Origin of the sequence: Streptomyces sp. CB09001 (assembly GCF_003369795.1) — a bacterium.
In the GTDB taxonomy this organism is placed as follows: Bacteria; Actinomycetota; Actinomycetes; order Streptomycetales; family Streptomycetaceae; genus Streptomyces.
The window spans coordinates 1,066,399-1,079,271 of the sequence record NZ_CP026730.1 but is presented as its reverse complement, the minus strand read 5'-3'; the positions used below and the strand labels follow the sequence as shown (position 1 = coordinate 1,079,271).

The window sequence follows — 12,873 nt, the reverse complement described above, 5'->3', positions numbered from 1 at the left end:
GTTCGGGAATCCGGCCAGCTCTGACGGGTGTTGAACACTTCGACCCTACCCCCGCCGGGGTTCCCCCCACGTTCCGTGGGTATTCCCCTGGCGTGAGGGAGAGCGCAAGGGTGAAGATCGGACACACCCCGACAGTCTTTGTGATCTAGGGGTTTCAATCGACACCCACCCAGGTAGGGTCTGGAAGCGTCCAGCTCCCCTTGGAGGAGGTGAGGACCGTGGCAGCCCACGACGACGACATGAACCGCGGCATCCGCCCGGGACGCGGGTCCGAGGACCCGGCCGGGCAGGTGGCCTACCTTGAGCAGGAGATCGCCGTCCTGCGACGCAAGCTCGCCGAATCTCCGCGACACACGAGAATTCTCGAAGAGCGGATCGTCGAACTGCAGACCAACCTGGCCGGCGTGTCCGCCCAGAACGAGCGACTCGCCGGCACACTCCGCGAGGCCCGTGACCAGATCGTGGCCCTCAAGGAAGAGGTCGACCGGCTGGCCCAGCCACCAGCCGGCTTCGGTGTCTTCCTACAGGCCAACGAGGACGGCACCGCCGACATCTTCACCGGCGGCCGCAAGCTCAGGGTGAACGTCAGCCCGAGCGTCGAGCTCGACGAGCTGAGGCGCGGCCAGGAAGTGATGCTCAACGAAGCACTCAACGTGGTCGAGGCCATGGAGTACGAGAGCGTCGGCGACATCGTCACCCTCAAGGAGATCCTCGAGGACGGCGAGCGCGCCCTGGTACTCGGCCACACCGACGAGGAACGGGTGGTACGGCTCGCCGAGCCCCTGCGCGGACTCACCATCCGCCCCGGCGACGCCCTCCTGCTCGAACCCCGCTCCGGATACGTCTACGAGGTCGTCCCCAAGAGCGAGGTCGAAGAACTCGTCCTCGAAGAGGTCCCCGACATCGGCTACGAGCAGATCGGTGGCCTCGGCGGACAGATCGAAGCCATCCGCGACGCGGTCGAGCTCCCCTACCTCTACCCCGACCTGTTCCGGGAGCACGAGCTGCGGCCGCCCAAGGGCGTCCTGCTCTACGGACCCCCCGGATGCGGCAAGACGCTCATCGCCAAGGCCGTCGCCAACTCGCTGGCCAAGAAGGTCGCCGAGGTCACCGGCCAGGCCGCCGGCAAGAGCTTCTTCCTCAACATCAAGGGCCCCGAGCTGCTCAACAAGTACGTCGGCGAGACCGAGCGGCAGATCCGCCTGGTCTTCCAGCGGGCCCGTGAGAAGGCCAGCGAGGGCACCCCCGTCATCGTCTTCTTCGACGAGATGGAATCCCTCTTCCGCACCCGCGGCTCCGGCGTCAGCTCCGACGTGGAGAACACCATCGTCCCCCAGCTCCTCGCCGAGATCGACGGCGTGGAAGGCCTGCAGAACGTGGTCGTCATCGGCGCCTCCAACCGCGAGGACATGATCGACCCCGCCATCCTGCGGCCCGGCCGGCTCGACGTGAAAATCAAGATCGAACGTCCGGACGCGGAAGCGGCCAAGGACATCTTCGGCAAGTACCTCACCGAACGCCTCCCGCTCCACTCCGACGACCTCGCGGAGCACGAGAAGGACAAGGCCGCCACCGTCCAGAGCATGATCCAGACGGCGGTGGAACAGATGTACGCCGAATCCGAGGAAAACCGCTTCCTGGAAGTCACCTACGCCAACGGCGACAAGGAAGTCCTCTACTTCAAGGACTTCAATTCCGGTGCCATGATCGAGAACATCGTGGGCCGCGCCAAGAAAATGGCGATCAAGGACTTCCTGGACGCGAATCAGAAGGGCCTCCGCGTCTCCCACCTCCTCCAGGCCTGCGTGGACGAGTTCAAGGAGAACGAAGACCTGCCCAACACCACCAACCCCGACGACTGGGCCCGCATCTCCGGAAAGAAGGGCGAACGGATCGTGTACATCCGTACGCTCGTCACCGGAAAGCAGGGCGCGGACACCGGACGCTCCATCGACACGGTGGCAAACACCGGCCAGTACCTGTAAAACGCGGGCGGCTGCGGGTGCCCACACCGGGTACCCGCAGCCGACTGGTTTCCGGAGCCCCGGCTGGAGCAAGGCAATGACGCAAATGATCTCCCCGCCAGCGCAAAGGCGTTCTAGGCTCTTCCATACCGCCGGGTCGCGCAGTGCGGGGACGGGCACCGCACACGCATCGGAGCGCCAGCGGTACTTGAGCGGCGCCCACTACGGGCGCCGCCGGGCAAGGAGGGCCGCATGACCGTACGGCGAGTAATGGGCATCGAGACGGAGTACGGAATCTCCGTCCCCGGCCACCCCAACGCCAATGCCATGCTCACCTCGTCCCAGATCGTCAACGCCTACGCGGCGGCGATGCACCGGGCCCGCCGGGCCCGCTGGGACTTCGAGGAGGAAAACCCGCTCCGGGACGCGCGAGGCTTCGACCTCGCCCGCGAGGCCGCCGACAACAGCCAGCTCACCGACGAGGACATCGGCCTCGCCAACGTCATCCTCACCAACGGAGCACGGCTCTACGTCGACCACGCCCACCCCGAATACAGCGCTCCGGAAGTCACCAACCCACGCGACGCCGTCCTGTGGGACAAGGCCGGCGAACGCATCATGGCCGAAGCCGCCGAACGCGCCGCCCAGCTGCCCGGCGCCCAGCCCATCCACCTCTACAAGAACAACACCGACAACAAGGGCGCCTCCTACGGCACACACGAGAACTACCTGATGAAGCGGGAAACCGCCTTCTCGGACATCGTGCGCCACCTGACACCCTTCTTCGTCTCCCGCCAGGTCTTCACCGGCGCCGGCCGCGTCGGCATCGGCCAGGACGGCCACGAACACGGCTTCCAGCTCAGCCAGCGCGCCGACTACTTCGAGGTCGAGGTCGGCCTGGAGACGACACTCAAGCGCCCCATCATCAACACCCGCGACGAACCGCACGCCGACGCCGAGAAATGGCGCCGCCTGCACGTGATCATCGGCGACGCGAACCTGTCGGAGATCTCGACCTACCTCAAGCTGGGCACGACGGCCCTGGTCCTCTCCATGATCGAGGACGGCTTCATCGCCGTCGACCTCGCCGTCGACCAGCCCGTACGCACCCTCCACCAGGTCTCGCACGACCCCACGCTCAAGCACCTCGTCACGCTGCGCAGCGGCCGCACACTCACCGCCGTACAGCTCCAGATGGAGTACTACGAGCTGGCCCGCAAATACGTCGAGGAGCGCTACGGCGCGGACGCCGACGACCAGACCAAGGACGTCCTCGGCCGCTGGGAAGACACCCTCAACCGGCTCGAGAACGACCCGATGAGCCTCGCCGGCGAACTGGACTGGGTCGCCAAGCGAGAACTCATGGAGGGCTACCGCCGCCGCGACAACCTCGACTGGGACGCCGCCCGGCTGCACCTCGTCGACCTCCAGTACGCCGACGTACGGCCCGACAAGGGCCTCTACAACCGCCTGGTGGACCGCGGCCGCATCAAGCGCCTGCTGGACGAGAACGAGGTCGAGCGGGCCCGTACGAAGCCGCCGGAGGACACCAGGGCCTACTTCCGCGGGCGCTGCCTGGAGCAGTACGCGGACGACGTCGCGGCGGCCTCCTGGGACTCGGTGATCTTCGATCTGCCGGGCCGGGACTCGCTCCAGCGGGTGCCAACCCTGGAACCGCTTCGCGGAACGCGTAATCACGTCAAGGAGCTCCTGGACCGCTGCCGCACCGCGGACGACCTGGTCAGGGTCCTGTCCGGCGGGTGAGCGGACCGAGCGGGTACCGGGGAGTAGACAGCCGGACAGGGTGGAATATCCCAGGTCCGGGAACCATGGAGATGGCCCCCGTACGTTGAGGAGAGTGCGGGGCCGATGTCGGACCCGGCTTGTAGGGTCTGATCTTGACCGAGCAACTGTGTCGGGCGAACCGAGCGGGGTGAGGGTTATGGCGACCAAGGACACCGGCGGCGGGCAGCAGAAGGCCACGCGGTCCACCGAGGAGGTCGAGGAGCAGGCGCAGGACGCGCAGGCCTCCGAGGACCTCAAGGAACGCCAGGAAAAGCTGAACGACGACGTGGACTCCGTCCTGGACGAGATCGATGACGTGCTCGAGGAGAACGCAGAGGATTTCGTTCGAAGCTTCGTGCAAAAAGGTGGAGAGTGAAGGCCTGTCGCCCACTTTCGCTTTGAAGTGAAGGTGTGAGGGGGGTGGATGACTGAAGAGCCGGACGCGAAGTGGTGCAGGCAGTGCAAGCGAGACTTGCACCCTGGTGACTTCGCGCGCGACAAGAACCGGCGTGACGGTCTCCAGGTGTGGTGCCGGGAGTGCGTGGCCGAGTATTCCGCTGCGCGCTACCGGCGCCGCCGGGAGGCTCTTGGGAAGACGGTCCGCGAGAAGGTGGACGTTCCTGAAGGGCACAAGCTCTGCCGTGGGTGTGACCAGATCAAGCCGCGGAGCGAATGGCACCTCAAGCGCAGTGCGCCGGACGGCTTGTCGAGCCGTTGCAAGGCGTGCCGTGTCCCGTTGCTGCGACAGGACCACCTGAAGAGGAACTACGGCCTCACCGAAGCCGAGCGCGATCAGTTGATCGCCGACCAGGGCGGCGTCTGCTGCATATGTCTTGCCGCTCCCGCCGCACATGTGGATCACTGCCACGAGACGGGTAGGGTCCGTGGCGTACTGTGCTTCAGCTGCAACGCTGCGCTGGGGCAGTTCAAGGACCGGCCCGATGCCATAAGGCGGGCTGCCGCTTACGTGGAAGGAATCGCGTGGAAGCCAACACTCGTAGCACCGGGCGTCTACCGGCTGCCTTCCTGACGCCCGGGTCCTCCTCATTCATGGACTTCCTCGGGGAGCACCAGCCGGAGATCCTCCCGGGCAACCGGCAGCTGCCGCCGGTGCAGGGCGTCATCGAGGCACCGCACGGCACCACGATCGTGGCGGTCACCTTCCCCGGCGGTGTCGTGCTCGCCGGTGACCGGCGGGCCACCATGGGCAACATGATCGCCCAGCGGGACATCGAGAAGGTCTTCCCGGCCGACGAGTACTCGGCGGTGGGCATCGCCGGTACGGCCGGCCTGGCCGTGGAGATGGTGAAGCTGTTCCAGCTGGAGCTGGAGCACTTCGAGAAGGTCGAGGGCGCGCAGCTGTCCCTGGAGGGCAAGGCGAACCGCCTGTCGACGATGATCCGGTCCAACCTGGGCATGGCGATGCAGGGCCTGGCCGTGGTGCCGCTGTTCGCCGGGTACGACGTGGACCGGGGCCGGGGCCGCATCTTCTCGTACGACGTGACGGGTGGCCGGTCCGAGGAGCGGAACTTCGCGACCACGGGTTCGGGCTCGGTCTTCGCGCGCGGTGCGATGAAGAAGCTGTTCCGTGAGGACCTGACCGAGGAGCAGGCCACGACGCTCGTGGTGCAGGCGCTGTACGACGCGGCTGACGACGACTCGGCGACCGGTGGTCCCGATGTCGCCCGCCGGATCTATCCGATCATCACTGTGATCACCGAGGACGGTTTCCGCCGGCTCGGTGAGGACGAGGCCGCGGAGCTGGCCGGCTCGGTGCTGCAGGCCCGGCTCGAGCAGCCCGACGGTCCGCGGGCCGCGCTGTTGTAGCGGGCGCGGATCCTCGTGTTGTCAGGTGGTCCAGTGATTTCGACAGGAAGGGACGGATAACCGGTGTCGACGCCGTTCTATGTATCTCCTCAGCAGGCGATGGCGGACCGGGCGGAGTACGCCCGCAAGGGCATCGCGCGTGGCCGCAGCCTGGTGGTGCTGCAGTATGCCGACGGCATCGTGTTCGTCGGTGAGAATCCGTCCCGTGCGCTGCACAAGTTCAGTGAGATCTACGACCGGATCGGCTTCGCGGCCGCCGGCAAGTACAACGAGTACGAGAACCTGCGGATCGGCGGGGTGCGCTATGCCGACCTGCGGGGCTACACGTACGACCGTGACGACGTGACGGCGCGGGGTCTGGCGAACGTGTACGCCCAGACGCTGGGCACGATCTTCTCCAGCCAGGCCGAGAAGCCGTACGAGGTGGAGCTGGTCGTCGCGGAGGTCGGGGACAGTCCGGAGAACGACCAGATCTACCGGCTGCCGCACGACGGTTCGATCGTGGACGAGCACGGTTCGGTGGCGGTCGGGGGGAACGCGGAGCAGATCAGCGGGTACCTGGACCAGCGGCACCGGGACGGGATGACGCTGGCCGAGGCGCTGAAGCTGGCGGTGCAGGCGCTGTCCCGGGACACCAATGGCAGTGAGCGGGAGATTCCGGCGGAGCGGCTGGAGGTCGCGGTGCTGGACCGGACGCGTCCGCAGCAGCGGAAGTTCAAGCGCATCGTGGGCGGCCAGTTGTCGCGGCTGTTGGAGTCGGGTGCGGGTGCCGACGTCAGCGAGACGCCTGAGACGGACGAGGCCGACTCCGGGTCGGACGAGGAGTAGGCGCTCACCTCATCGCGGCGGGGGCCGTAGACCCCCGTACGACCAGGCTGACCGGCAGGTCCCCCTTCTCGGGGGGCCTGCCTTCCAGTACCGCCAGCAGGGCGCGCATGCCCCGTTCGCCGAAGGCCTCCGCGTCGAGGCGGACGGTGGTGAGTTCGGGGTCGATGGCGGTGGCGAGGCCGAGGTCGTCCAGGCCGGTGACGGAGAGGTCGTCGGGGACGCGGAGTCCGGCCCGGCGGACGGCCTTGTAGGCGCCGGCCGCGAGTTTGTCGTCGTCGCAGACCAGCGCGGTGGGCCGGGGCCCGGGCGTGGCGAGGGCGGCCTCGGTGGCCCTCAGGGCGCCCTCGATCGAGATGGGTGCCCGGATCGTGCGCAGCTCGGTGCCGGGGGCGTCGGCGAGCCGTGAGGCCAGTTCGCGGGCGCGTACCGCGAAGGTCCAGGACGGGATGTCCGCGGCGAGGTGGAGGAAGCTGCGGTGGCCGAGGGCCAGCAGGTGGTGGGTGACCTGGCGGATGCCGTCGGCGATGTCGAGGTTGACGGTGGCGGCGCCCAGGCTGCCCTCCGGGTCGCTGTCGAGCATGACGAGGGGGAGTTGGTCGCCCCGGATGGCGGAGAGGGCGTCGGCGGCCATGGAGGAGGCGATGACGCCGTCCAGTGCGGCCTGGGCGGAGGCGAAGGGGTCCCGGGCGGGGCCCACGCCCTCGGGTGAGGGATACAGGACCACGCCGAAGCCGTGTTCCGCGGCGACCCGCGCCGCGCCGGTGTACACCTCCGCGAAGAACTCCGTGGTGAGCGCGGGGACGACCAGCAGGACGGTGCGGGTGCGGCCGAGGCGCAGGTTGCGTGCGGCGAGGTTGGGGCGGTAGCCGAGTTCCAGCGCGGCGTCGCGGACTCGCTGGGCCGTCGGTTCGGAGACGCGGCCCCGCCACTTGTCGCCGAGGACCAGGGAGACCGCTGCCTGGGAGACGCCGGCGGCCTGGGCGACGTCCCGGCTCGTGGGGCGGGTGCTGCCTCGTGCCACCGTTCGCCTGCGCTTTCGTCTGGACTGCTGAACTGGCGACATGGTACGTATGGCGAGGGAAGTTATACGTAACACTTGCTGGAGTGGGACAAGGAGGTGCGTCGTGGTCGCCGGGTATCTGGACATCCTCCGGGCGAGGCATGCCGTGCGGCTGCTCGTCGGCACGCTGGTCGGGCGGTTGCCCAACGCCACCGCGGCGATCGCGATCGTGCTGTTCGTGCGGGCGGAGGGGGGTTCGTACAGCCTCGCGGGGGCGCTGGCGGCGGTGTACGGCGTCGCGAACGCCGTGGGGCAGCCGGTGCTGGGGCGGCTGGTGGATCTGCGCGGGCAGCCGCGGGTGCAGTTGCCGGCCGCGGTGCTGTCGGCGCTGGCGATGGCCGTGTTCGCCTTCGCGGGCACGGGGACGGCCGCGCTCGCGTACCTGTCCGTGGGGGCCGCGGGGCTGTTCACGCCGCCGCTGGAGGGCGGACTGCGGGCGCTGTGGCCGAGCGTGCTCCGCAAGGAGGACCAGGTGCACACGGCGTACGCGATGGATGCCGTGGCGCAGGAGGTCATGTTCACCGTCGGGCCGCTGCTGGTCACGGTGTGCGTGTCGCTGTGGTCGCCGCAGGCGGCGCTGCTGGTGCTGAACGGAGTCGGCGTGCTGGGCGCGCTGTCGGTGGTCGTGTCGCCGCCCTCGCGGGCGTGGCGGTCGGCGCCCCGGGAGGCGCACTGGCTGGGTGCGCTGCGTTCGGGCGGCCTGCTGGCGCTGCTGGGGGCGTTCCTGTTCATCGGGATGGCGCTGGGCTCGATCACGGTGGCCTCGGTGCCGTACGCCGACGAGCACGGGGGTGACGCCGTGTACGGCTGGCTGATGGCCGCGCTGGGGCTCGGGGCGCTGGTGGGGGGAGCGGTCTACGGGGCGCGGCAGTGGGCCGGTGAGCCGGCGCGGCGGCTGCGGGTGCTGGTGGCTCTGCTGGCGGTCTGTTACCTGCCGCTGATGCTGATGCCGGGCGCGGTGGCCATGGTGCTGCTCACGATGCTCGCGGGGGTCTTCCTCGCGCCGTGCATCGCTTGTGCGTTCGTGCTCGTCGACGTGCACGCGCCGCGCGGCACGGTGACGGAGGCGTTCTCGTGGCTCGTGACGACGTTCACCGTGGGTGCCTCGGTGGGGACGGGCCTCGCGGGGCCCGTCGTGGAGCATGGTGGCGCCCTGTGGGGCTTCGCGCTGCCGGGGGCGGCGGGGTGCGTGTCGCTGGTCGTGCTGGCGTGTACCGGGCGGGTCCTCGCAGCTCCCGCGCGGGGAGCGGTGGTTGCGGCTTCACCGGAAAATGATCCAAACCGTGCCGTCGAACCCCGTTTCAGTTCGGGTCATCAGGCGTAATGTTCAGTCATGGACCGCCGCATTTTCGGGCTGGAGAACGAGTACGGCGTCACGTGCACGTTCAGGGGACAGCGCCGCCTGTCGCCTGACGAGGTGGCGCGGTACCTCTTCCGCCGTGTCGTGTCATGGGGCCGCAGCAGCAATGTCTTTCTGCGCAACGGGGCCCGTCTGTATCTCGACGTGGGATCACATCCGGAATACGCGACACCCGAATGTGACAACGTGACTGAACTCGTCACCCACGACAAGGCGGGCGAGCGCATTCTCGAAGGACTCCTGGTGGACGCCGAACGACGCCTGCACGAGGAGGGAATCGCGGGCGACGTCTACCTCTTCAAGAACAACACCGACTCCGCGGGCAACTCCTACGGCTGTCACGAGAATTACCTCGTGGCCCGGCACGGGGAGTTCTCGCGGCTCGCGGACATCCTGATTCCGTTCCTGGTGACGAGGCAGTTGCTGTGCGGTGCGGGCAAGGTGCTGCAAACGCCGCGCGGTGCCGTGTACTGCGTCAGCCAGCGGGCCGAGCACATCTGGGAGGGCGTCTCCTCGGCGACCACCCGGTCCCGGCCCATCATCAACACGCGCGACGAGCCGCACGCCGACGCCGAGCGCTACCGGCGCCTGCACGTCATCGTGGGCGACTCGAACATGTCCGAGACGACCATGCTGCTCAAGGTCGGCGCCACCGACCTGGTGCTGCGCATGATCGAGGCGGGCACGGTGATGCGGGACCTGACCCTGGAGAACCCGATCCGGGCGATCCGCGAGGTCAGCCACGACATCACCGGGCGCCGCAAGGTGCGTCTGGCCAGCGGCCGGGAGGCGTCGGCGCTGGAGGTGCAGCGGGAGTACTACGAGAAGGCCGTGGACTTCTGTGAGCGCCGCGGCATCCGCACGGGCACCGTGGAGCGGGTGCTGGAGCTGTGGGGCCGCACGCTGGACGCCATCGAGGCCGAGGACCTGGACCGCATCGGCACCGAGATCGACTGGGTCATGAAGTACAAGCTGCTGGAGCGGTACCGGGCCAAGCACAACATGACCATGTCGCATCCGCGGGTCGCGCAGATAGACCTCGCCTACCACGACATCCACCGGCGTCGTGGTCTGTACTACCTGCTCGAGAAGAAGGGCCAGGCGGCCCGGGTCGCCAACGACTTGAAGATCTTCGAGGGCAAGTCCGTTCCGCCGCAGACCACTCGGGCCCGGCTGCGCGGCGACTTCATCCGGCGGGCCCAGGAGCAGCGCCGGGACTTCACCGTCGACTGGGTCCACCTCAAGCTCAACGACCAGGCGCAGCGCACCGTGTTGTGCAAGGACCCGTTCCGTTCGGTGGACGACCGGGTGGAGAAGCTGATCGCCGGGATGTGATCCGGGCGGTTCGGGACCCGGACGGGTGAGAGAAGCGGCTCCGCGCGAAAGGGCGGAACGCCACACGGGCACCGTACGTTAGCCGTGCGGTGCCCTTCTCACGCCGTAGAGTTGCGCGCACGCCAGCCAGCAGGACCGACCCGATACCGATACGAGGCCCCCACCGTGCGCCGACGCTCACTCCTCATCGCCGTCCCCGCCGGACTGGCCACGCTCGCCGCATGCGGTGACGAAGACGACTCCGGCTCATCGAGCAGCGCGAGCGACGGCGCGTCGCCCGACGCGTCGGCCACGTCGGCCGCCCCGCCGCCGAAGATCGTGGACGGTCCGCTGCCGGCGATCACGGCCGGGACGAAGTTCGACGAGAAGCCGACCGTCGCCAAGGGCAGCGGCGAGCCGTCCAAGGACCTCGCGGTCAAGACGGTCATCGCGGGCGGCGGCAAGGCCGTAGCGGAGAACGACTTCATCTCGGCGAACTACCTCGGCCAGGTCTGGCAGAGCGCGAAGGTCTTCGACAACTCCTACGACCGCAAGGCCCCGCTGGTCATCCAGCTCGCCCAGGGCAGCATCATCGACGGCTGGCGATACGCGCTCACCGGCAAGAAGACCGGCAGCCGCGTCCAGTTCTCGGTCCCGCCGACCTGGGGGTACGGGGAGGGGGGCAACGAGCAGGCGGGCATCAAGGGCGACGACACGCTGGTGTTCGTGGTCGACGTCCAGGACACCTTCAACGCCAGGAGCAGCGCCGACGGCAAGAAGGTCCCGCAGGACGACGCGGCCCTGCCGAAGGTCGGCACGAACACCGACGGCAAGGCACCCTCCATCGAGGTGCCGAAGGCCGACGCGCCGAAGAAGCTCGTGGCGGAGTACGTCCTGGAGGGCGACGGCGCCGAGGTCGGTGCCCAGGACAGCGTGCTCGTGCAGTACAAGGGTGTGCTGTGGGACGGCGGCAAGGAGTTCGACTCCACGTACGGCAGGAAGCAGCTGACGTCGTTCTCGTTGCAGCAGGTCGTCAAGGGCTGGGCGCAGGGCCTGACGGGCAAGAAGGTCGGCAGCCGCGTCCTCATCGTCATTCCGCCGGACCTGGGTTACGGCGACAGCCCGCCGGAGGGCAGCGGCATCGAGAAGGACTCCACGCTGGTCTTCTCCGTGGACATCCTCGCGAAGATGTGACGCCTCGGAGATGTAAGACTTGGGCCGTTGCCTTTCCGCAGACAAGCAGGAGCTGAACACGTGAGCATCGACAAGCCCGAGGTCGACTTCCCGGGCGGCGAGCCCCCGGCGGACCTCGAGATCAAGGACATCTGGGAGGGCGACGGCGCGGTTGCCGAGGCCGGTCAGACCGTGACCGTCCACTACGTGGGCGTGACCTTCAGCACGGGCGAGGAGTTCGACGCCAGCTGGAACCGCGGTGCGCCGTTCCGCTTCCCGCTCGGCGGCGGCCGCGTCATCGCGGGCTGGGACCAGGGCGTGCAGGGCATGAAGGTCGGCGGCCGCCGTCAGCTGACCATCCCCGCGCACCTCGCCTACGGCGACCAGAGCCCGGCCCCGGCGATCCCGGCCGGCTCGACGCTGATCTTCGTGGTCGATCTGCTCGGAGTCTGATCGAAGTACGAACGTTCGGCGTTCGGAGCCGGTCACCTGGGGTCCATGCCTGTCCGGGCATGGGCCCTCGGCTTTTGCCGCGCCACCGCGGGGCGGTACGGTCATCCGTCGTAAGCACCATAGGGAGAAGGGCGTCGATGGCCATTGCCAAGGCCGAGCGGCTGATGAACCTGGCGCTGTGTCTGCTCGGGACGCGGCGGCCACTCAGCAAGCGCGAGCTGCGTGAGTCCGTCGAGGCCTATCTCGAGGCGGGCTCCGACGACTCCTTCAACCGCATGTTCGAGCGCGACAAGGACGATCTGCGCGAGCTGGGACTGGTCATCGAGACCGTGGAGAGCCTCGACGGCGAGATCGGCTACCTGGCCCGCCGGGACAGCAACCGGCTGCCGGCCATCACCCTGGACGCCGAGGAGGCCGCCGCGCTCGGACTGGCCGCCAAGGTGTGGCAGCAGGCCCGCCTCGCCGGTGCCGCCAGCGGCGCGCTGCAGAAGCTGCGGGCGGCCGGGCTGCCCGAGGATGTCGACCCGTACGAGGCGCACAGTGCGCTGGAGCCCCGCATCCCGGTGCACGAGGCGGCCTTCGAGCCGCTGATGCTGGCCTGCCGCGACCGCCGGCCGGTCCTCTTCGACTACCGCAAGGCGAACGCCGCCCAGCCCGAGCCCCGGCACGTGGAGCCCTGGGCGCTGGAGTGCTGGCGCGGCCACTGGTACCTGGCGGGCTTCGACCGCGACCGGGGTGCCGAGCGGGTGTTCCGGCTGTCGCGGATCACGGGGAAGGTGCGTTCGCGCGGCTCCCGCCTCACCGCGCCGGTGCCCGACGTCGTGACGGTCCGGGAGACGGTCGCGAGCTGGGCGGGGGAGACCGCCGACCGTTCCGCGCTGATCCGGCTGCGTACGGGCGCCGGGTACCCCCTTCGGGCGAAGGCCACCGGGGTGCGGGAACTCGGTGACGGCTGGGACGAGTTGGAGATTCCGTACGGGCACGGCCTGGACGCCTGGCTGGTGGAGTTCGGGCCGGACGTGGTGGTGCTGGAGCCCGCGGAGTTGCGTGCGGACGTGGTGGACCGGCTGCGTGCCGTCGCCAAGGGCTGAGGGGGAGCGGACAACACT

The 12,873-nt window shown here is 68.7% G+C and carries 12 protein-coding genes; 11 read left to right on the top strand and 1 reads right to left on the bottom strand.

The annotated features are described in order from the left end of the window. Positions 1–218: 218 nt before the first annotated feature. From arc to prcA, 6 genes are all read left to right on the top strand, one after another. Complete coding sequence (gene arc, locus C4J65_RS05030) at positions 219–1,985, top strand: proteasome ATPase (protein WP_115741286.1); 1,767 nt, start codon at positions 219–221, stop codon at positions 1,983–1,985. Positions 1,986–2,216: 231 nt separating this feature from the next. Next, a complete protein-coding gene (gene dop, locus C4J65_RS05025; protein ID WP_346265862.1) occupies positions 2,217–3,728 on the top strand; it encodes a depupylase/deamidase Dop in 1,512 nt (503 codons plus the stop codon). A gap of 178 nt (positions 3,729–3,906) precedes the next feature. After that, positions 3,907–4,125 carry a ubiquitin-like protein Pup gene (locus tag C4J65_RS05020; RefSeq protein WP_043374843.1) on the top strand — a complete coding sequence of 73 codons (219 nt, stop codon included), beginning with the start codon at positions 3,907–3,909 and terminating at the stop codon, positions 4,123–4,125. Positions 4,126–4,173: 48 nt separating this feature from the next. Next, the gene (locus C4J65_RS05015; protein ID WP_115741284.1) at positions 4,174–4,779 is read left to right on the top strand and encodes an endonuclease VII domain-containing protein; all 606 of its coding nucleotides are present in this window, start codon (positions 4,174–4,176) and stop codon (positions 4,777–4,779) included. Continuing rightward, entirely contained in the window at positions 4,731–5,576 is an 846-nt protein-coding gene (prcB, locus tag C4J65_RS05010) for a proteasome subunit beta (RefSeq protein ID WP_115741283.1), read from the top strand. Before C4J65_RS05015 ends, prcB begins: the two co-directional genes overlap by 49 nt. A gap of 63 nt (positions 5,577–5,639) precedes the next feature. After that, positions 5,640–6,404 (top strand): proteasome subunit alpha, encoded by a 765-nt coding sequence (prcA, locus tag C4J65_RS05005; RefSeq protein WP_115741282.1) that lies wholly within the window; start codon positions 5,640–5,642, stop codon positions 6,402–6,404. A 4-nt stretch (positions 6,405–6,408) separates the two neighbouring features. Here the strand turns inward: prcA and C4J65_RS05000 are convergent, their stop codons facing one another. Further along, a complete protein-coding gene (locus tag C4J65_RS05000; protein WP_162833031.1) occupies positions 6,409–7,425 on the bottom strand; it encodes a LacI family DNA-binding transcriptional regulator in 1,017 nt (338 codons plus the stop codon). Between the two features lie 103 nt (positions 7,426–7,528). On the opposite strand from C4J65_RS05000, the gene C4J65_RS04995 reads away from it, so the two are divergent. The 5 genes from C4J65_RS04995 (at position 7,529) to C4J65_RS04975 (ending at position 12,855) form a co-directional block, all read left to right on the top strand. Next, the gene (locus tag C4J65_RS04995; protein WP_115741280.1) at positions 7,529–8,788 is read left to right on the top strand and encodes an MFS transporter; all 1,260 of its coding nucleotides are present in this window, start codon (positions 7,529–7,531) and stop codon (positions 8,786–8,788) included. 9 nt (positions 8,789–8,797) lie between these two features. After that, positions 8,798–10,159, top strand: coding sequence for a Pup--protein ligase (gene pafA, locus C4J65_RS04990; protein WP_003977186.1), 1,362 nt, complete (start codon positions 8,798–8,800; stop codon positions 10,157–10,159). A gap of 165 nt (positions 10,160–10,324) precedes the next feature. Next, the gene (locus C4J65_RS04985) at positions 10,325–11,332 is read left to right on the top strand and encodes an FKBP-type peptidyl-prolyl cis-trans isomerase (RefSeq protein ID WP_115741279.1); all 1,008 of its coding nucleotides are present in this window, start codon (positions 10,325–10,327) and stop codon (positions 11,330–11,332) included. A gap of 60 nt (positions 11,333–11,392) precedes the next feature. After that, positions 11,393–11,764: an FKBP-type peptidyl-prolyl cis-trans isomerase gene (locus C4J65_RS04980; RefSeq protein ID WP_115741278.1), complete on the top strand. Its 372-nt coding sequence runs from the start codon at positions 11,393–11,395 to the stop codon at positions 11,762–11,764. Positions 11,765–11,901: 137 nt separating this feature from the next. Next, positions 11,902–12,855, top strand: coding sequence for a WYL domain-containing protein (locus C4J65_RS04975; RefSeq protein WP_115741277.1), 954 nt, complete (start codon positions 11,902–11,904; stop codon positions 12,853–12,855). Positions 12,856–12,873 lie beyond the last annotated feature (18 nt).